The following is a 19,412-nucleotide window of genomic DNA, read 5'->3' on the forward strand; positions in this document are numbered from 1 at the left end:
GGCGCCCTGCCCCATGGCAGCGGCGCCTTTTCAAATCTGTAGGCTGGGTGAAACCCACGCGCTTCAGGCATCAAGCTCAGCATCCCAATAGAGAAAATCCATCCAGCTTTCATGCAGGTGGTTGGGCGGAAACTTGCGCCCCAGATTGCGAAGCTGCTCCGCCTCGGGCGGGCGTGGCGCCTTGCGCAGGCTCAGCCCCGCCTGACGCAGGCTTTTGGATCCCTTGCGCAGGTTGCAGGGGCTACAGGCCGCCACCACGTTTTCCCAGCTGGTAACGCCACCGCTGGCGCGCGGGACCACGTGATCAAAGGTAAGATCGCCCTTTGCCCCGCAATACTGACAGCGAAATTCGTCCCTCAAAAATAAATTAAAGCGCGTGAAGGCCACGCGCTTTTGAGGTTTTACATAGTCTTTCAACACGATGACCGAGGGTATGCGTATTTCCGTACTCGGGCTTCGGACCCAGTGATCGTATTCCGCCACGATATCGCCCCGGTCAAGCCAGGCCGCCTTGACCGCCTCCTGCCAGGTCCAGAGAGACAGCGGATAATAGGATAACGGCCGGTAATCGGCATTCAAGACAAGCGCCGGAAACTCTCGTAGCGCGGCCGGTTCTCGGACAAATTCCGTTCTGAAATCGCCGTCCATCTGACTGACTTTCCCCTCACCCGGATCAAGCTTGCGACAGGTCCAGGGGCGGGCGCCCCTGCACCTTCCTAGTATCTACTATATATCGCGTTTGCGAACTGGCAAGTGCGATATGTAGCGACCGATTGCCGATATTCTTAGCCGCCTGGCGTAACCCTTATGTGACAGATCCCGCCATGAGTCAGGCCGCGACCTCATCCTGTTCGCGGGCCTGACGCTGCCAAAGACCGGCATAGCGGCCCTGGCGCGCCAAAAGCTCGGCATGGGTTCCCTCTTCGACCACGCGCCCCTCTTCAAGCACGACAATCCGGTCGGCATCCGCGACGGTGGACAGGCGGTGCGCGATGGTAATCACCGTGCGCCCCTCGGCAGCCTTGGCAAGCGCGCCCTGAATGTCGCGCTCGGTCTGGGTATCAAGCGCGCTTGTGGCCTTGTCCAACAACAGGATCGGCGGGTTCTTCAAAAGCGTCCGGGCAATCCCGACGCGCTGTTTCTCGCCCCCCGAAAGCTTGAGCCCGCGTTCCCCGACCGGCGTGTCATAGCCCTCCGGCAGGCTGGTGATGAAATCGTGAATCTGCGCGGCGCGCGCGGCCTCTTCGATCTCGGCCTGGGTGGCGCCATCGCGCCCATAGCCGATATTATAGCCGACCGTGTCGTTGAACAGAACCGTATCCTGCGGCACCACACCGATCATCGCATGCAGGCTGTCCTGCGTCACGTCGCGCACGTCCTGCCCGTCGATCAGGACCGCTCCTGACTGCACATCGTAAAAGCGGAACAACAGCCGCCCGATTGTCGACTTGCCCGACCCCGACGGACCGACAACCGCCACCGTCTGACCGGCGGGCACATCAAGGGTGACGCCCTTCAGGATCGGTCGCGCATCGTCATAGCCGAATGAAACAGTGTCAAGGCGCACCGATGCCCCTTTCACCTTCAGAACATCCGCGCCGGGTTTGTCCTTCACATCCGGCGGTTGCTCTAACAGTTCGAACATTTCCCCCATATCCACCAGGGCCTGACGAATTTCGCGATAGACCGTCCCCAGAAAGTTGAGAGGCATGGTGATCTGGATCATATAGGCGTTGACCATGACGAAATCGCCCACGGTCATCGTCCCGTCCTGTACGCCAAGCGCCGCCATCACCATGACCATCACAAGCCCGCCGGTGATCAGGAAGGACTGACCGAAATTCAGGAAGGCCAGCGAATAAGAGGTCTGGAGCGCGGCATGCTCATAGCCCGCTATCGCCGCGTCATAACGCGCCGCCTCACGCCCCTCGGCGCCGAAATACTTGACCGTCTCGAAATTCAAAAGGCTGTCGACGGCCTTTTGATTGGCGTCGGTATCCTGATCGTTCATCTGCTTGCGCAGCTTCACCCGCCATTCGGTCACCTTGAAGGTAAAGGCTACATAGGCCGCGATCACGCTCATCACCACGGCCAGATACCAGACATCGAACAGCACCCAGAGAATGACACCGATCATCAGCAATTCAAGCACCAGCGGCCCGATGGAAAACAGCAGGAACCGCAGCAGGAATTCAACGCCTTTCACGCCACGCTCGATGATCCGGCTTAGTCCGCCGGTCTTGCGGGTGATGTGATAGCGCATCGACATCGCATGGATATGGCGGAACGTCTGAAGCGCCAGCGAGCGCAGGGCCCGCTGTGCGACACGGGCAAAGATCACGTCGCGCAGCTGTTGAAAGCCGACATTCATCAACCGCGCCATGCCATAAGCCACGGTAAGCCCGACCGCCCCCGCGCCAAGCATCCAGGCCGCCGATTGCCCCTCAGCGGCAAGCGAATCCACCGCTGCCTTGTAGAAAAACGGCGTGCCCACGGCGACCAGCTTGGCCACGAACAGCGCCAGAAGCGCAAGCAGCACACGCCGCTTGACCCACGGCTGATCCGCAGGCCAAAGATAGGGCGCGACACGCCGGATGGTGCGCCAGCCGTTCTTGGGCATTTCAGAAGTCGTCACCTGGGCGTGGCGCATGAACGGGCCTTTTCAATAACTTGCCACACACATAGGCTGCGCCCCGTTCAATTGCCAGCCCCCCCGTTACGGCAGGGCGAACACCTGACCGGGATAGATCAGATCGGGATCGCGGATGCGGTCACGGTTGGCCTCGAAGACCCGCACATACATGACACCTTCGCCATAAACCTCGCGCGAGATGGCCCAGAGGGTCGATCCCGGCTGAACCGTGACGGCGCGGACCGGTTCGGCTGTAACGGCGTCATCCTGCGCCAGAAGAACCGCCTGATCCTCGCGTTTGAACGGCGTCTCGACACGCGACACGACGGTGCCCTCGCTACTGACCTCATCGACCCGCAGGGTATAAACCCCGGTCCCGACGTCGGGCAACTCGCTGCTCCAGTTGCCATCGGCGGCAACGCGCGAGGTGGTTACGGGCTTGTTGTCAAGGTAGATGCGAACAAAGCCGGTGCCCTTGGCACGACCGGAAAGCTGTACCTCGCCCGCATCAGAATAGGTGATCGCATCAAGCGCGACGCTGGACATGACATCGGGCGACTGCGCATCAGGCGTAGGCGCCTGAAGCACCCGAACGCCGCCCTCGTCAGCCATAAGAACCGTCTGCGACACCGCCGGGGTCGGGGCATCAGAGGCGGCTACGGCAGTCTCTGCGCCCGCCTCGGGCGTGTCCGTCGTCGGTTGCGCGGGCTCAATCGCCTGTGCCTCGGCTGTGTCCGTCACCATGGGCTCTGTCGGGGCAGGCGCCGGTACCACTTCGGGCTGGCTGGCCGTTTCGACGGTCGGCTCGGGCGGTGACGCCACAGGTGCGGCAGCAACGGCGCGCGGGGGTGGGGCGATAATGATCTGATCAACCGAGGTCAGCGTCCGCCCCCCCTCGCCCGACGTCATGCTAAGCCACAGGATACGCGGCTGATCGCTTGCCGGGAGCTCCAGAAACGTCACGAATTTTCCGGCGTTATCAGGGGCAAGCGTCGCAATGCTCAGGCCATCGACAAGAATGGAAATATCCCATCCCGGCGCGCCTTGTCCCGCGACAAGCATCTGCCCGTCCGGGTCAAGCCGAAAGGTGTCAATCGACGGCGGGTCAGGCAGCGGCGGCGCCGGTTCTGCATCCGGCTTATCCGCCTGTTCGACCTGCGCGGCCGGCTCTGTCCAGGGCTGTTCAGGCTGCTCGGATTGCGCGGTGACGCCCGGCTCTGACAGCGGCGGCGGCGCAGGCACAAAGACGCCGCCAAAATACATGGCAAGTCCGGCAAGGCCGACCACAACAGCGCCCGCAGCGACAAGCGCGGGCCCCCTCCCTAAACCGGCGAATTTGCTCATGTTTTTCCTTCCACCCCCGGCACAGTGCACGGTTGCCGCAGAATAGCAACAAGGCTATCACGGGTCAAAGCAACCATTTATCAGCCTGGGGTGATTTCATGACAGTCCTGTCCGTCTGTGTCTTTTGCGGCTCACGTCCCGGTAAGAACCCAAGGTTTAGCGAAGAGGCGACCGCCATGGGCGAGATGTTGGCGCACAACGGCTGGCGCTTGGTCTATGGCGCGGGCGATGTCGGCCTTATGGGGGCGACGGCGCGCGCCGCTCAGGCGGCGGGCGGTGACACCTTCGGCGTGATCCCCAAACACCTGATGAGCCTTGAGGTTGGCAAAAAAGACCTGACGCGCTTTGTGGTGACCGAAAACATGCACGAGCGCAAAAAGGTCATGTATATGAACTCTGACGCGATCGTCGTTCTGCCCGGTGGCGCCGGATCGCTGGACGAGTTTTTCGAGGTCCTGACCTGGCGCCAGCTCGACCTTCACAGCAAGCCGATTTTCCTTTTGAATACAGACGGCTATTGGGCACCCCTAGTCCAGCTAATGGATCATGTGGTCGATCAGGGGTTCGCCGATGCATCCCTTAGGGATTACATGCAAGCCGTTGATACGGTTCAGGATTTGACGATCGCCCTGCGCGCGGCCCTGTCCTGACGCAGCGAAGCGGCGGTATAGATCGCCAGCGCGGTCCAGATCATCGCAAAGGCAATGGCGTGCCAAAAGCTGAACGCCTCGCGAAAGATCAGCGTCGCCACCAGGAATTGCAGGCTGGGGTTCAGATATTGCACAAGGCCGACCGTGGCCAGCCGGATGCGCTTGGTGGCATAGCTGAACATGATCAGCGGCGTTGCCGTTAGCGGCCCGGAAAACGCCAGCAAGGCACTGTCGCGCCAGGAGGTGCCAAAGGCGCCTTGGCCATCCGCATGAAACCACCACAGAACCGCCAGCGCGATCGGTGACAACAACAGGACCTCGGCCGTGACCGAGACCACAGGGCCGACGGGAAGCCCTTTCTTTACAAGGCCATAAAGCCCGAACGACGAGGCCAGAATAAGCGCGATCCAGGGCGCGACCCCAAGTCCGGCGGTCAGCGTCACCACCGCCGCGATGGCAAGCGAAACCGCCATCATCTGTGCCCGGCCAAGGCGTTCGCCAAAGGCTATTGCGCCCAAAAGCACCGCAACCAGCGGGAAGATGTAATAGCCCAAAGACGCCTCGACCGCGCGCCCGACCTGAATCGAGGTGATGAATACGAACCAGTTGGTCGAAATCATCAAGGCCGCAAACCCGATCAGGAGGAACGAGCGCCTCACCCAAAGGGTTTGGCCCAGAACCGAAATCCGGCCCTGCACCGTCAGGACCAGTGCAAAGAAGATACAGGACCACAGTGTGCGATGCGCAAGGATTTCAATCGGCGGAATATGCGCCAACAGCTTGTAATAAATCCCCGACAGCCCCCAGATCGTGCAGGTAGCGACCATCGCGATGATGCCTTTTGTCTCTTCGCGCATGGGGTCTCCTGTCGGGGTTACGGGCTATCGGAGTGCTGCCTGATCCGCCGCGCCAAGGCAAGGCGATAGTGCCCCGCCACGATCATATTCAGGCCAGCCCACGAAAAAGCCCCGCTGACGCGTGTCAGCGGGGCACTCCTGCGGGGACGGTCCTGCCCCCGAAATCTGCGTGGTTCAGAGCCGCGAGGCGACGTTTTCCCAGTTCACCAGGTTGTCGAGGAAGTTGCTGAGGTAAGCCGGACGCTTGTTGCGGAAGTCGATGTAATAGGAATGCTCCCACACATCACAGCCCAAAAGCGCCGTCTGACCGAAGCAGACCGGGTTCACGCCGTTCTCGGTCTTGGTCACCTTGAGGCCACCATCGGTGTCCTTGACAAGCCAGGCCCAGCCAGAGCCGAACTGACCCGCGCCAGCGGCCGAAAACTGCGATTTGAACTCGTCAACCGAACCAAAGCTGTCGGTGATGGCCTTTTCAAGCTCGCCGGGCATGCCGGTCTTGGTCGGGCTCATCATTTCCCAGAACTGGTTGTGGTTCCAAAGCTGGCTGATGTTGTTGAAGATACCATTTTGCGCCACGGCACTCTTGTCATAGGTGCCGGCAATGATCGCCTCAAGCGACTTGCCTTCCCACTCGGTGCCGGCAATCAGCTTGTTGCCGTTGTCGACATAGGCCTTGTGGTGCAGGTCGTGGTGATATTCCAGCGTTTCCGCGGACATGCCATGCGCCGCAAGCGCGTCATGGGCATAGGGAAGATCGGGAAGTTCAAAGCTCATGGGTTATCCCCCTGTTCATTTCATGCAAATCAGATGCACCATACATGGTGGCCCGAACGCCCCAAGGTCAACCCCGTTTGACAGAGTTTATCCGTCAGGTTTGCCCGGATCAGGCGAAATATCCCACTTCACCGCCGGGCTTGGCCGAGACCTTCAACAGGTTGAACGCGTAATCCGCAATCGAGCGGAAACAGATCAGATGAAACGCCCCCGCGTCGTCAAGCCAGAAGGCGGCCGGCACCTGCGCCATGCGGGTGCGGCGGAACATGCCGGGGGTAAAGGCCTCCGGCGAAAGATCGACCGGACAGACCTTGGCCAGAACCTCGCGTGCGCCCGCGCCGCTGATGCGCAGGAAAGTACGCGCGTCGGAAACGTTGACCGCAAGGAAATGCTGGCCCGCAAGGGCGGTTTCAAGCGCCGCGATCTTGTCGTTCACCTCGTCATAGGGGCACATCAACAGCAATTCATCCGGCGACATCCAGAGCACCGCCGTATCGCCGCCACTCAGCGCCTGACGCTGGCCCGGCACGCCAAGGCCTGTCGCCGCCTTGACGGCTGCCTTGATTTCCTTGCTGGCAAGATCACCGCGCAGGGTGATCATCCCGCGCAGGCCCTGATCCTCAATGCGGGCAAAGCCATCATAGCTGGCCCCGCCCAATGCGCTGACTGCGTTAGACATTCTGCTTCTCCCCGTCCTTGTCGAAGAAGATCGGATCGACGATCTTCGCCTTGACGATACCGCCATCCACCTTTGGAAATTCGATCACATCGCCCATCCGGTCGGGCCCATCAAGCACAAGGCCCATGGCAATCCCGCGCCCGAGTGTCGGCGAATGATAGGTCGAGGTCACCCGTCCCTGGGTTTCACGCTGACCATTGGCGTTGCGCCCCGGCGCCGTGGCATAGGCGCCATCCGGCAGAACCGAACCGTCAAGCGTTTCCAGCCCGACCAGTTTCCAGCGCTTGGGATCGGCCATGTGGCTGCGCTCTTGCGCGCGCTTGCCGAGATAGTCGTCCTTCTTCTTGGAAATCGCCCATTGCATGTTGAGATCCTGCGGGATCACCGTGCCGTCGGTTTCATCCCCGATCATGATAAAGCCCTTTTCGGCGCGCATCACATGCAGGCCTTCGGTGCCATAGGGCATTACGCCAAACTCGGCACCCGCCTCTTGCAGGGCATCCCAAAGCGCGCGGCCATAGCTTGCAGGCACGGCGATTTCATAGCTCAGCTCGCCCGAGAACGAGATCCGGTAGGCGCGTGCGGGCATGCCCGCCAACGTCAGATCCTTCCAGCCCATAAAGCTAAGGCCATCGGCGGAAATATCATCCGAGGTCAACTTTTCAAGGACCGTCCGGGCCTTGGGGCCAACCACGGCGATCTGGGCATATTGCTCGGTCACATTGGCGGTATAGACCTTCCAATCCCACCATTCACACTGGAGCCAGTCTTCCATGTGGCCATGGATCGACTCGGCGCCGCCGGTGGTGGTGTGACAAAGGAAGGTATCGTCGTCGATCCGCGCGACCACACCGTCATCCATCAGAAAGCCGTTCTCGTTGCACATCAGGCCATAGCGGCAGCGACCCGGTTTCAGGGTGCTCATCATGTTGGTGTAAAGCATATCGAGAAACTTGCCCGCATCCGGGCCCTTGACGATGATCTTGCCAAGGGTCGAGGCATCAAGCAGGCCAAGTTGCCCACGGGTCTGGTTGATCTCGCGGCTGACCGCATCCCGGTGGCTTTCTTCGCCTCTGGGATAGCAATAGGGGCGGCGCCATTGGCCAACCGGTTCAAAATGCGCACCGTTGTCTTCGTGCCAGCCGTGGATCGGGGTCTTGCGCAGAGGCTGGAAAATCTCGTCGCGCGCCTCCCCACCGATGGCCGCCAGGGAAATCGGCGTATAGGGCGGGCGGAAGGTGGTTGTGCCGGTCTGCGGGATGGGTTGGTTCAGCGCATCCGAAAGAATGGCCAATCCGTTGATATTGCTCAACTTACCTTGATCAGTCGCCATGCCAAGCGTGGTATAGCGCTTGGCGTGCTCGACCGATTCAAAGCCTTCGCGCGCCGCCAGCTGCACGTCAGAGACCTTGACGTCATTCTGGTAATCCAGCCAGGATTTCATCCGAAGATTGACCCCCGCGCCCTGCGGCATAAGCCAGACCGGCATCAGCGGCGCCTCTTCACTCGCCGAGCCTTGCGGCGCGGCTGTGCTCTTCGGTTTGTTGCCGATGGCCTTCGCCGCCGCCTTGCCCGCAGCGTCGCCGTCCGCCAGCGTCGTCGCCAGATCGCCCGCGCCATTCGCGGCGCCCGTCGCGATCACAAAGCCTTCGCCTGTTGCGCCGAGTGGCGGCTTGGCTGCATCGGGGCGGAAATGGGCGCGATCTGCGTCCCAGATCAGCTTGCCGCCGCAATGCGACCACAGGTGCACCACCGGCGACCAGCCGCCCGACATGGCCACGGCATCGCATTTGATTTCCTCAAGCACGGCACCTTCGCCTGCCTGCGCACAAATCGCCACGCCGGTGACGCGCTTGCCACCTTTGACCGACGAGATCGCCTTGCCGTTCTCGACCCGGATGCCAAGCGCGCGCGCCTCATCGGCAAGCGCCCCGCCGCCCGATGCACGCGCATCGAGGATCACCGGGATTTCAAGCCCGAGAGACTTGAGCGTGATCGCGGTGCGATAGGCATCGTCATTATTGGTCACGACGACCGTGCGGTCACCGATCGACACACCGTAATTCACCGCGTAATCGCGCACCGCCGAGGCCAGCATGACACCGGGAATATCGTTACCGGCAAAGCTGAGCGGACGTTCGATGGCACCGGTGGCGGTGATGATCTGGCGCGCGCGAATGCGCCACAGGCGGTGACGCGGCGCGTCAAGCTCGGGCGCATGATCGGTGATCCGCTCATAGCCAAGCGCATAGCCGTGATCATAGACCCCTGCACCCATGCAACGATTGCGCAGGGTCACATTGGGCATGTCCTGCAATTTTGCAATGACACCCTCGATAAACTCTGCCACCGGCGCGCCGTCCACTGTGCCACCATCGACCGGCGCACGGCCGCCCCAATGGGCGGTCTGTTCCAGGACCATTACCTTGGCGCCGGTTTCAGCCGCACGCAAAGCGGCCTGAAGCCCGGCCACACCGCCGCCGATCACAAGCACGTCGGCAAAGGCATAGAAATGCTCATAGCGGTCGCCATCGCGATCTTTCGGCGCTTTGCCGAGGCCGGCAGCATGGCGAATGAACGGCTCGTAGACATGCTTCCAGAACGGACGCGGATGGATGAACATCTTGTAATAAAAGCCCGCCGGCATAAAACGGCCAAGTTTCGCGTTCACCGCACCGACATCGAACTCGAGGCTCGGCCAGTGGTTCTGGCTTGTCGCCGAAAGGCCGTCGAACAACTCGGTCGTGGTGACGCGCTGGTTCGGCTCAAAGCGCGCGCCGGTGCCGAGGCCAACGAGGGCGTTCGGTTCTTCGGCGCCGCTGGCGACAATACCACGCGGGCGGTGATATTTGAACGAGCGCCCGACCAGCATCTGGTCATTGGCAAGCAATGCCGAAGCCAGCGTGTCGCCGGCATGGCCGCGCAGGCGCTTGCCATTGAAAGTGAAATTGACGGCGCGGTCCGTATCGAGAAGACGGCCGCCGGTGGCCAGACGTGTGCTCATGGGTTAGACCCTCGTGCCTGTGGCTGCGGTGAGAATTTGAGTATTTTTGCCAAGAAGAAGGATCATGAGAAATCTCTCCATGTCCAACCGGGGCGTTTGGCGGTGATCGCATCGCGAATGTGTTTTGGCGGTTCGAGGGTCTGGGCGGAATAGGTGCCGAAAACCTCGAGTGTCATGGTGTCGCGGGCCGCAAGGAACCACTTGCCGCAGCCGTTGTTGTGGCGCCAGCGTTCAAAGTGCACCCCCTTGGGGTTTTCCTTGGAAAACAGGTAGGTGTGGAACTCGTCATCCGTCGAGCCGGGACCGAAGCGTTTGAGATGCGCCTCGCCACCGCCATGAAATTCGGTTTCTTCGCCGCGCACGCCGCAGCAGGGGCATTCTAGGATCAGCATTGGACGACTCCCTTTGCTTCAGAGCTATAAAAGTTATCCATCACAAGTGTTTGTCTCCGAAACCTAAAGTAAACGTTAGTTATCAACAGCCTATCCACAGACATATACAATTTGCGATGCGTCTTGAAAGCGGCATATGTTTGATTCGGCACGAAGTGAGAACAAGGGGCCGAAAGATGCGGTTGAGCAACTACATGACCATGATTGACTGGGATTTGCGTAAAGCACTTCTCGCGAAAGAAGGAATAAACGAACTCTTCAACGCGCGCCTTCAAGATAGAGACGCGGTTCTTGAGATATTGTCCGCAAAGGAGGAAAAGTTGAGAGAAGCCTCTATTTTGCGGGCGGAAAGTTGCCAAGTTATAGGGGAACTTCAAGAAGAACGCTTCACCCAAGATGAGGACTGGGAGGACTGGAGCTATAAACATTAGTGCGCCACCCCCGCCGCGACGCTCTCGTCAATAAAGCGGCCCTGGTGGAAGCGGTCGAGGCCGAAGGCGTCGGTCAGGGGCGAGTGGCCCTTGGCAATCATTTCAGCAAAGCCCCAGCCCGATCCGGGGATCGCCTTGAAGCCGCCGGTGCCCCAGCCACAGTTGATGAACATGCCATCGACCGGGGTTTTGCTGATGATCGGCGAGCGGTCGCCGGTCACATCGACGATACCGCCCCATTGGCGCAGCATCTTGAGGCGGCTGACCATCGGGAAGGTCTCGATCAGGGCGCGCACGGTTTCCTCGACATGGTGGAAAGAGCCGCGTTGGGTGAAGTTGTTATAACCGTCGGTGCCGCCACCGATGACCATCTCGCCCTTGTCGGATTGCGACATGTAGCCATGCACGGTATTGGCCATGACGACGCAATCCATGCAGGGCTTGATCGGTTCCGACACAAGCGCCTGAAGGGCGACGGATTCGATCGGCAGGCGGAAGCCGGCCATATCGGCCAGATGTCCCGAATGACCCGCCACCACGACGCCAAGCTTGTCACAGGCGATATCGCCGCGATTGGTGCTGACGCCGGTGACCTTGCCGCCGTCGCGGGTGATGCCGGTGACTTCGCATTTTTGCAGGATGTGCATGCCCATGTCAGAACAGGCCCGCGCATAGCCCCAGGCCACGGCATCGTGGCGAGCGGTGCCGCCGCGCGCCTGCCAGAGGCCGCCAAGCACCGGATAGCGCGGCCCGTCGAGGTTGATGATCGGCACGATTTCCTTGACGCGGGCGGGCGAGATGAACTCGGTCGTGACCCCTTGCAGGGCGTTGGCATGCGCCGTGCGCTGATAGCCGCGGACCTCGTGTTCGGTCTGGGCCAGCATGATCACGCCACGCGGCGAATACATGATGTTGTAGTTCAGATCCTGGCTCAGCGTCTCGTAGAGCGAGCGCGCCTTTTCATAGATCGCCGCCGAAGGATCCTGAAGGTAATTCGAGCGGATGATCGTGGTATTGCGCCCGGTATTGCCGCCCCCGAGCCAGCCTTTCTCGAGCACCGCCACATTGGTGATGCCAAAGTTCTTGCCAAGGTAATAGGCCGTGGCCAGGCCGTGGCCACCAGCGCCGATGATGATGACATCATATTTCTTTTTCGGCTCGGGCGAGGCCCAGGCCCGTTCCCATCCCGTGTGATACCGAAGGGCTTCGCGGGCGATGGCAAAGGCGGAATAACGTTTCATGCGCGGCCTCAGGACTAGTGGATTCGCAGACCATGCTGCGGCTTTGACCGTAATGCGACGCCCCGGCATTTCAAAGGATACTCTGGGCGGCGATTTGCGCATCAATTGCGACATTGCGACATCTCGGCGCTGTCCGGTGACGGGGGCGTGACGACTTGGCCCTTTTTTCCCTGCGCGCGCAGGGTTACATGGGACGGGAAAGAAGGGGAAAACCATGGGTTTCTGGATCATCGTCGCAGCATTGGCCATTGCGATCGGGGCGGTTCTGGCGCTGACGCTGTTGCGGGGGCGCGTCGGGGATGCCCCGCCCGCGGCCTATGATCTTCAGGTCTATCGCGATCAACTGAAAGAGGTCGACCGCGACCTTGCCCGTGGCGTGATCGGCGAGGACGAGGCACAGCGGCTGCGCGCCGAGGTCTCGCGCCGGGTTCTGGCGGCCGATGCGCAATTGCGCCTGGGCGGCGAGGATGGCGGCCAGCCGCGCGCTGCGGGATGGCTTGCGGCCGGTCTTATCGTGGCGGTGATCGCCGGGGGCGGCATCCTGATCTATGGCCAGGTCGGTGCACCGGGATACAGGGACCTGCCGATTGCCAAGCGGATTGCCGCCTCGGACGAGGCCCGCGCCGCGCGCCTGTCGCAGGACGAGGCCGAAGCCCGCTTCGGCCCGCAGGGCCAGAGCGTACCCGAGGGCACATCGCAAGATTATCTCGCGCTGATCGAACAGCTGCGCAAAACCGTCAAGGAACGCCCCGAGGATCAGCAGGGCCTGCAATTCCTGGTTCGCAGCGAGGCCGCACTGGGGAACATGAGCGCCGCACGCCGCGCCCAGCAACAGCTTATCGCGCTCAAGGGTGACGCGACCACTGCCGCCGATCAGGCGATGTTGGCGGATCTGATGATCAATGCCAGTGCGGGCTATGTCTCGGCCGAGGCCGAAACGGCGCTACGCGAGGCATTACGGCTGGACCCGCGCGAACCAAGTGCGCGGTTTTACCTTGGGCTTTACCTCATTCAGGTCGACCGCCCCGATGGCGCGTTTCGCACCTGGCAGGCGCTGCTTGAGGAAAGCACCGCCGATGCGCCATGGGTCGCGCCGATCCGCGCCCAGATCGAGGATCTGGCGGCGCGCGCCGGGGTGAAATATGCCCTGCCCCCCGCTGGTGACCTGCGGGGACCGACGGCCGAAGATATGGACAACGCCGCCGGGTTGAGCGCCGAGGGGCGTCAGGACATGATCCGGGGCATGGTTGCCGGGCTGGCCGAGCGGCTCGCGACGACCGGCGGCAGTGCCGAGGAATGGGCGCGGCTTATCAACGCTTACGGCGTGCTGGGCGAGCTCGGCAAGGCGCGCCAGGTCTGGACCGAGGCACAGGTGGTCTTTGCCGCCAATCCGGCGATGCTTGATACGCTGCGTGCGGCGGCAGCCAATGCGGGGATTGCCGAATGATCATCGAGGATATTCAGGAATTTGGCGCCGCCCTGCCGCAGGCACGCCCGGTCATGGGCCTTGATCTTGGCGACAAGACGATCGGGGTTGCGCTCTCGGATCGGCTTTTGTCGGTGGCCAGTCCGCATGAAACCGTCCAGCGCAAGAAATTCGGCCTCGATGCCGCGCGCCTGCTTGAGATCGCCGCAAGCCGCGAGGTCGGCGGGATCATTCTTGGCCTGCCGCGCAACATGGACGGATCCGAAGGCCCCAGATGCCAATCGACCCGCGCCTTTGCGCGCAATCTTGAGCGGCTGACGACCCTGCCGATCGGGTTTTGGGACGAGCGCCTGTCCACAGTGGCCGCCGAAAGGGCGCTATTGGAGGCGGATGCGACCCGAAAACGTCGCAAGCAGGTGATCGACAATATCGCTGCGGCCTATATCCTTCAGGGAGTACTTGATCGTTTGCGACATGTGAGGGCCGCCCTGTGACCGATGAATCCCCGTGGAAACGCAATGAGGTGGATTCGCCCTGTGTGAAGGTCTGTGTCGTCCATCCCGAGGCACGGATCTGCACCGGCTGTCTGCGCACGATTGATGAGATCACCCGCTGGTCGAAAATGACCCCGGAAGCCCGGCGCGAAATTATGGCCGCCCTGCCCGACCGCAACAGCATCCTGAAAAAACGCCGCGGCGGGCGCGCGGCGCGGTTGAGCCGGGGGTAAGGTTTTTCGGCGAAACCTCTTAGGGGTGCGCCAGCCAGCAGGGCCGGGAAAAATCGCCAAATTCCGGGCGGAAATAGGCGATCATCCGGCCTTCGGGCGGTGCCTCTGCGCCCTGCTCCCAGGGTGCCACCCCATGAAGCGCAAGCCGGTGAACCAGGCAAACGCCCCCAACTGCCAGGGGCAGTATCACACGCGGGCAGGTTTCAAAGACCTCACGCCGCGTGGCCTGATAAATCTCGGTCAGGTCAACCGCACCCCAATCGCGTGGCGCCACCCCATGAAGCGCGCGTTCAAAGGCGCGGCGCATGATGTGATGGCTGCCCTCCCAGACCACAAGCGGGCTTGCCCCTGCGTTGCACGCCGTCAGCGAGACTCCGAGGATATAGGCGTGCCGTTCGCGCAGCATCCGGCGGCGCGCCTCGCCTATCGCCAAGAGACCGTCCACATGCGCCGCATCGCGTATGCGCCGATAGCGAAACGCTGCTTCGCTCTCGCCTGCACGGGGTTTTGGATAGCCGGGATAGATCACCGACACCTGCGCCCGATGCAGTGGCAACGCCCCGTAAAGCGCCTGTGCCGCGCCATAGCCCGACCCGGTCAATGGCCCGCTTGTCGCCACCGCACCCCACCGGTCGTTTGGCAGGCAATCAACGCCAACAAACCAGGTGCCTTCGCATTGCAGGCTTTTTGCCGTCTCTTCGGGGTCATTGATTCGCGCCAGGGCCGCGCGCCGCGCCGCCTCTGCCCAGCTCAGAACGTCAGGCTCCGGATCAAAGACCGCAAAGCCCTTGTCCAGCAGCCCCCTTACCACCCAAGCGCCTTGCGCAGCATGTTAAGCGCAATCAGCGTCAGGAACGCGGCAAAGACGCGCTTGAGAGGCTTGGCATCCATCGCATGCGCCAGCCTGACTCCAAGCGGTGCCGTGATCAGGGTCATCGCGATGACGATGAAAAACGCCACGAGATTGACCGCTCCGACGGTGAAGGGCGGGCGGTTCTCCGGGGCAATTTCGAGGAACAGGAAGCCGATCACCGAGGGCACGGCAATGGTGATTCCAAAGCCCGCAGCCGTGGCCACGGCGCGGTGAATGGGGCTGTTGTAGAGGGTCATCATCGGCACGCCGAAACTACCGCCGCCAATGCCCATCAGCACCGACAAAAAGCCAAGGATCGGCGAAAGAACCGCCCGCGTCACGCCCTTGGGCATTTCGCTGCCAAGGCGCCAGCTGTCGCGCCCGAACCCGAGATAAAGCCCGACGATGATGCCCAGCCCGCCAAACACCGCCTGAAGGACCGTCGAACTCAGGTTCGCCGCCACGCTCACCCCGGCCACGGCGCCGATGGCGATACCGGGCGCCCAGCCCCGCAGGATATGCCAGTCCACCGCACCCTTCTTGTGATGGCTCAGAACCGAGCGCACAGAGGTCACGATGATCGTCGCCAGCGAGGTCGCCACACAGATCTGCATCAATTGCGGGCCGCCATAACCAAGCGTGGTGAAGGCGTAATAAAAGGCCGGCACGAGGACGATTCCGCCGCCGACGCCCAAAAGGCCCGCCAGAATGCCCCCAAACCCGCCGATCGCCATCAGCATAAGGCTCATTTGCAGCAAAAGGGTTGTATCGGGCAATGTCACAGTCATGTCGCGCTCCGGGTTCCGTATGGGCGCGACCTACACCGTAGCGGCGCGCGATGCCAGTTCGATTTCGCCCAATGCCTGCTCCAAAAGCTCTGGGCCCGCACCGGGATGATGTGCGCCCTCCGACAGCATGCGCCGCCAGCCGCGCGCCCCCGGACGCCCCGCGAACAGCCCGAGCATATGCCGGGTGATCTGATTCAACCGCCCGCCCGACACAAGATGCGCCTCGATATAGGGCAGCATCGCGCGCACGGCGCCCTCGGCGGTGGCATCCGGCCCCCGATCGCCGAAAATCCGCCGGTCGGCTTCGGCGAGGACATCGGTGGGCTGATGATAGGCCGCGCGCCCGACCATCACCCCATCAAGCCCGGCGTCAAGAAAGGCCTCGGCCTCGTCCAACGTGGTGATCCCGCCATTGACCGATAGGTGCAGCGCCGGAAACAGCCCCCGCATCTGTTGCACGAGATCATAGTCCAGCGGCGGGATATCGCGGTTTTCCTTAGGGCTCAGCCCCTGAAGCCAGGCCTTGCGCGCATGGATGATGAACCGCCCCACCCCGGCGGCAGCAACCCGCGCCAGGAACTCCGGCAAGACATCCTGTGGCTCCTGATCATCGACGCCGATCCGGCATTTGACAGTCACCTCAAGGGGTTGTGCGGCAATCATCGCAGAGCAACACTCGGCCACAAGGCCCGGATCCTTCATCAGAACCGCACCGAAGGTGCCCGATTGCACCCGGTCGCTCGGACAGCCGACATTTAGGTTGATCTCCTGATAGCCCGCCTCAAACCCAAGCCGCGCCGCCTGCGCCAGTTCTTTCGGGTCCGATCCCCCAAGCTGAAGCGCCACAGGATGCTCGTCCGCCGAATGATCCAGCAAATGCAACGCATGACCGCGCACCAAAGCAGGCGCCGTGACCATCTCGGTATAAAGCAACGCCCGCCCCGACAATGTCCGGTGGAGATACCGGCAATGTCGGTCGGTCCAATCCATCATCGGGGCCACGCTAAGACGGGCTGCGCGGGTCACGTCGGATTTTCCCTGTTTTATAGGGCTTTCCAGCTCAGACAACTCATTCGCTTTCTTCGGTTGAAGGCCCGTTTGCCCCGATTTTCACCCCGAGTGCAACAATTTGTTGCGCCGACCGCCAAATGTAGCGCCGTCGCGCCAACCTTAAAACGCGACGGTGAGCGCAAGGCCAAACGAGGCGCGCTGTCAGACACTCACTGCTCAGCGGTCAAAACCACGTGGTATGGATCGGGCAAGCACGACCATCGCCAATCCCGTGCTCACGAGGTCAATGCCCACCAAAAGACCAAGCATGATGCCAGACGCCTCTGGCAGGACGGTCAGGATGGCGCCGCCCAGAAGAATACTGACCGTGGCCGAACCGATGGCCCATTTCCACCCCGGAGCCGGGCGTATCCAAAGCGCAAATGCGAACTGGGTGATCCCCGTCGCCAAAAAGACCACAGCCACAATCAGGGTGAGCGCAACCAACCCTTGCTGCGGAAAGATGAAAAGGAAAAGACCCGCCACAAGGGTAAGCAGACCCGTGAAGAGTTGCCACAGAAACGCGCCGGTTCCGCGAAGTGAGAACGCCCCGGCCACAACCACGCAGCCGCTGACCGTCAAAAACCACCCTATCAGGATGTCAATCACCAGAGAACTGAACAGCGGCAGGAAAAGCGCCAACAGCCCCAGACCGATCATGATGCCGCCTGCCCAGAGAATCCCCCTGCGCAGCTTTGCGATGACAGTACCGGGTTCGATACTGGCAGCAGGTTCCGTGTTGAATGTCACAAGGCAACTCCCTTTACCCTGCGCCTGTCCGGGGTCTGCGGGCATTTTGGCCCGCGATTCCTGAGCGGCATCAGGTTTGCAAGAGGTTGGCTTTTCCTGCTCATGGTGCGTCCTTCCTTTTCAAGGATTGCTAAAGTCATTCTGCGGATCGGGCGTGGCCGGAGCGTGTCTTGCCTAGCGCTTTGGCGCAGGCATCCAGATCGATGGGTCGGGACCGGCTTCAAACTGCGTCAGGCGCCTTGCGAGCCGGGCATTTTCTTCAGCAAGCGTCAACACAACCGCTACGCCCGGAAGGTTGATACGCAGATCGCTTTGCAGGCGCTGCACCGTCTGGATCACGGAAAGGCTGGTGCTTTCAAATATCCACGCCGACCGGTCGGGGCCCGCAGGTTCCAGGATACCCTCTTCGACCAGTTCCATGATCCAGTCCGCCGACGACCCGCTGACGCGGCACAACTCGGTGAGAGACAGTGACGTCACCACGTCACAGACCGGGACCAGCGCGTTTTCCTGTGCCATAACCTATTCTCCCTGTTGGGCCCGTGGATTATAGCGGACCTCCCGCGCCAATTCCTCGTAGAGCGCCTTTGCTTTCGCCGTTTCCGCTGGCGGAATGACGATCTTGATGACCGCGAATAGGTCTCCTGCGGGTTTGCCGGGAATGCCACGCCCCTTGAGGCGCAGCTTTTTGCCGGTTTGCGCATGTTTCGGCAGGGTCAGATTGACCTTCCCCCCGGGTGTCTTGATTTCGATCCGCCCTCCGAGGGCCGCTTCCCATGGGGTGACGGGCAGGTCCATGAACACATCACGCCCCTCAATGCGCATACCCGGCCGTTCCTCCAGCGCCACCTCCAGATAGAGATCGCCCGCTTTGCCCTGCCCCATGCCCGGTGCACCCTGCCCGGTCAGGCGGATATGCTGGCCCTCGGTGACGCCTTTCGGGATCGCAACCCGGATTGAACGCTCGCGCAGGACAAGGTGGCCACTCTGGTCCAGTTCGGGTTTGCGCAGGGTGAAATCACGGCTGCCGCCATGATAGGCCTCGTCAAGATCAATGACGATCTTGGCGTGATGGTCCTGCCCCGGCGCATGAACCTGACGCCCGCCGTGCATCCCACCCCCGAAACCGGCGCGGCGTGAAAACAGTTCTTCGAAAAACGAACTGAACTGCTCGGGATCGGCCTGCGTAAAGCCACCACCGGAAAACTCGAATCCGTCATCCCAGTCGGGCGGCGGGCGAAAGGCCTGACCATCCTGCCAATTCGGGCCCAACTGATCATAGGCCGCGCGTTTTTCGGGATCTTGCAGGACCTCGTAAGCCTCACCGACATCCTTGAACCTCGCCTCGGCCTCGGCGGCCCCCGGACCTTTGTTCACATCCGGGTGGTACTTGCGTACCAGCTTGCGATAGGCGCGTTTGATCTCGTCCTGCGACGCGCTTCGATCGACCTCCAGTATCTTGTAATAGTCTTTGTATTCCATCCACTTGCGCCTTTGCAAAACTCTGTCGAACCGTCACCAAAAGGTCAGTCCGCGTCGAGTTCGAAGCTATCCCACCACTCGCGAAGCGACCTCTCCAGATTGCTCACGTGACGACCATGAGCCTCTTCCCGAGCCACCTCGGCCTGCACTTTCCGGCACAAAACCCTGTAGCGCTCGCGAAGTTCCGACGCCTTGATCTGATGATCCGCCGAGAAAAGATGTTTCAACTTCAAACGCTCTTCGGCCCTCTCGATATTGCGTCCGAGGGCGTCCAGCCTGGCCTTGAGATCCGCTTGCTCCATAGTGGCCTCCCATGTCCGGTGTCATACCTA

At 61.5% G+C, this 19,412-nt stretch carries 21 protein-coding genes; 5 read left to right on the top strand and 16 right to left on the bottom strand.

Annotated features, from left to right (window positions below; all coding sequences use genetic code 11):
- Positions 1-63 precede the first annotated feature (63 nt).
- From QZ522_RS04385 to QZ522_RS04395, 3 genes are all read right to left on the bottom strand, one after another.
- Positions 64-648: an HNH endonuclease gene (locus QZ522_RS04385; protein WP_294607982.1), complete on the bottom strand. Its 585-nt coding sequence runs from the start codon at positions 646-648 to the stop codon at positions 64-66.
- Between the two features lie 181 nt (positions 649-829).
- Positions 830-2,650: an ABC transporter ATP-binding protein/permease gene (locus QZ522_RS04390; RefSeq protein WP_294607983.1), complete on the bottom strand. Its 1,821-nt coding sequence runs from the start codon at positions 2,648-2,650 to the stop codon at positions 830-832.
- A gap of 66 nt (positions 2,651-2,716) precedes the next feature.
- A complete protein-coding gene (locus tag QZ522_RS04395; RefSeq protein ID WP_294607985.1) occupies positions 2,717-3,976 on the bottom strand; it encodes a LysM peptidoglycan-binding domain-containing protein in 1,260 nt (419 codons plus the stop codon).
- Between the two features lie 98 nt (positions 3,977-4,074).
- Between QZ522_RS04395 and QZ522_RS04400 the strand changes: the two genes are divergently transcribed.
- Complete coding sequence (locus tag QZ522_RS04400) at positions 4,075-4,626, top strand: TIGR00730 family Rossman fold protein (RefSeq protein ID WP_294607986.1); 552 nt, start codon at positions 4,075-4,077, stop codon at positions 4,624-4,626.
- On the opposite strand, the gene rarD is transcribed toward QZ522_RS04400, so the two are convergent.
- The 5 genes from rarD to QZ522_RS04425 all read right to left on the bottom strand — a co-directional run bounded on the left by rarD (position 4,587) and on the right by QZ522_RS04425 (position 10,332).
- The gene (gene rarD, locus QZ522_RS04405; protein ID WP_294607988.1) at positions 4,587-5,483 is read right to left on the bottom strand and encodes an EamA family transporter RarD; all 897 of its coding nucleotides are present in this window, start codon (positions 5,481-5,483) and stop codon (positions 4,587-4,589) included. The genes QZ522_RS04400 and rarD overlap by 40 nt on opposite strands.
- Positions 5,484-5,657: 174 nt before the next feature.
- Complete coding sequence (locus tag QZ522_RS04410) at positions 5,658-6,257, bottom strand: superoxide dismutase (RefSeq protein ID WP_294607990.1); 600 nt, start codon at positions 6,255-6,257, stop codon at positions 5,658-5,660.
- A 109-nt stretch (positions 6,258-6,366) separates the two neighbouring features.
- Positions 6,367-6,936 carry a sarcosine oxidase subunit gamma family protein gene (locus QZ522_RS04415; protein WP_294607993.1) on the bottom strand — a complete coding sequence of 190 codons (570 nt, stop codon included), beginning with the start codon at positions 6,934-6,936 and terminating at the stop codon, positions 6,367-6,369.
- Positions 6,929-9,940: a sarcosine oxidase subunit alpha family protein gene (locus QZ522_RS04420; protein ID WP_294607995.1), complete on the bottom strand. Its 3,012-nt coding sequence runs from the start codon at positions 9,938-9,940 to the stop codon at positions 6,929-6,931. The genes QZ522_RS04415 and QZ522_RS04420 overlap by 8 nt, the downstream gene beginning before the upstream one ends.
- Positions 9,941-10,002: 62 nt before the next feature.
- Positions 10,003-10,332: a sarcosine oxidase subunit delta gene (locus QZ522_RS04425; protein WP_073199014.1), complete on the bottom strand. Its 330-nt coding sequence runs from the start codon at positions 10,330-10,332 to the stop codon at positions 10,003-10,005.
- Between the two features lie 176 nt (positions 10,333-10,508).
- Between QZ522_RS04425 and QZ522_RS04430 the strand changes: the two genes are divergently transcribed.
- A complete protein-coding gene (locus tag QZ522_RS04430; RefSeq protein ID WP_294608006.1) occupies positions 10,509-10,763 on the top strand; it encodes a hypothetical protein in 255 nt (84 codons plus the stop codon).
- Here the strand turns inward: QZ522_RS04430 and QZ522_RS04435 are convergent.
- Entirely contained in the window at positions 10,760-12,004 is a 1,245-nt protein-coding gene (locus QZ522_RS04435) for a sarcosine oxidase subunit beta family protein (RefSeq protein ID WP_294608008.1), read from the bottom strand. The genes QZ522_RS04430 and QZ522_RS04435 overlap by 4 nt on opposite strands.
- Before the next feature lie 214 nt (positions 12,005-12,218).
- Here QZ522_RS04435 and ccmI point away from each other — a divergent pair, with 214 nt between their 5' ends.
- The 3 genes from ccmI to QZ522_RS04450 are packed head-to-tail and all read left to right on the top strand — an operon-like array spanning position 12,219 to position 14,157.
- Positions 12,219-13,451: a c-type cytochrome biogenesis protein CcmI gene (gene ccmI / locus QZ522_RS04440; protein ID WP_294608010.1), complete on the top strand. Its 1,233-nt coding sequence runs from the start codon at positions 12,219-12,221 to the stop codon at positions 13,449-13,451.
- A complete protein-coding gene (gene ruvX, locus QZ522_RS04445; protein ID WP_294608013.1) occupies positions 13,448-13,924 on the top strand; it encodes a Holliday junction resolvase RuvX in 477 nt (158 codons plus the stop codon). The genes ccmI and ruvX overlap by 4 nt, the downstream gene beginning before the upstream one ends.
- Positions 13,921-14,157 (top strand): DUF1289 domain-containing protein, encoded by a 237-nt coding sequence (locus tag QZ522_RS04450; RefSeq protein WP_294608016.1) that lies wholly within the window; start codon positions 13,921-13,923, stop codon positions 14,155-14,157. Before ruvX ends, QZ522_RS04450 begins: the two co-directional genes overlap by 4 nt.
- Before the next feature lie 19 nt (positions 14,158-14,176).
- On the opposite strand, the gene QZ522_RS04455 is transcribed toward QZ522_RS04450, so the two are convergent.
- From QZ522_RS04455 to QZ522_RS04485, 7 genes are all read right to left on the bottom strand, one after another.
- Positions 14,177-14,968: a hypothetical protein gene (locus QZ522_RS04455; protein ID WP_294608019.1), complete on the bottom strand. Its 792-nt coding sequence runs from the start codon at positions 14,966-14,968 to the stop codon at positions 14,177-14,179.
- Positions 14,962-15,786 (bottom strand): sulfite exporter TauE/SafE family protein, encoded by an 825-nt coding sequence (locus tag QZ522_RS04460; protein WP_294608035.1) that lies wholly within the window; start codon positions 15,784-15,786, stop codon positions 14,962-14,964. The genes QZ522_RS04455 and QZ522_RS04460 overlap by 7 nt, the downstream gene beginning before the upstream one ends.
- A gap of 42 nt (positions 15,787-15,828) precedes the next feature.
- Positions 15,829-16,824, bottom strand: coding sequence for a tRNA dihydrouridine(20/20a) synthase DusA (dusA, locus tag QZ522_RS04465; protein ID WP_294608020.1), 996 nt, complete (start codon positions 16,822-16,824; stop codon positions 15,829-15,831).
- A gap of 201 nt (positions 16,825-17,025) precedes the next feature.
- Entirely contained in the window at positions 17,026-17,598 is a 573-nt protein-coding gene (locus QZ522_RS04470) for a DUF308 domain-containing protein (protein ID WP_294608023.1), read from the bottom strand.
- Between the two features lie 174 nt (positions 17,599-17,772).
- Positions 17,773-18,117, bottom strand: a complete 345-nt coding sequence (locus QZ522_RS04475) for a chaperone modulator CbpM (protein ID WP_294608026.1) — start codon at positions 18,115-18,117, stop codon at positions 17,773-17,775.
- 3 nt (positions 18,118-18,120) lie between these two features.
- Positions 18,121-19,080, bottom strand: a complete 960-nt coding sequence (locus QZ522_RS04480; protein ID WP_294608029.1) for a DnaJ C-terminal domain-containing protein — start codon at positions 19,078-19,080, stop codon at positions 18,121-18,123.
- 44 nt (positions 19,081-19,124) lie between these two features.
- Positions 19,125-19,382 (bottom strand): 3-ketoacyl-ACP reductase, encoded by a 258-nt coding sequence (locus QZ522_RS04485; RefSeq protein WP_294608031.1) that lies wholly within the window; start codon positions 19,380-19,382, stop codon positions 19,125-19,127.
- Between the last annotated feature and the right edge of the window lie 30 nt (positions 19,383-19,412).

This window comes from uncultured Roseovarius sp. (genome assembly GCF_913054395.1).
In the GTDB taxonomy this organism is placed as follows: Bacteria; Pseudomonadota; Alphaproteobacteria; order Rhodobacterales; family Rhodobacteraceae; genus Roseovarius.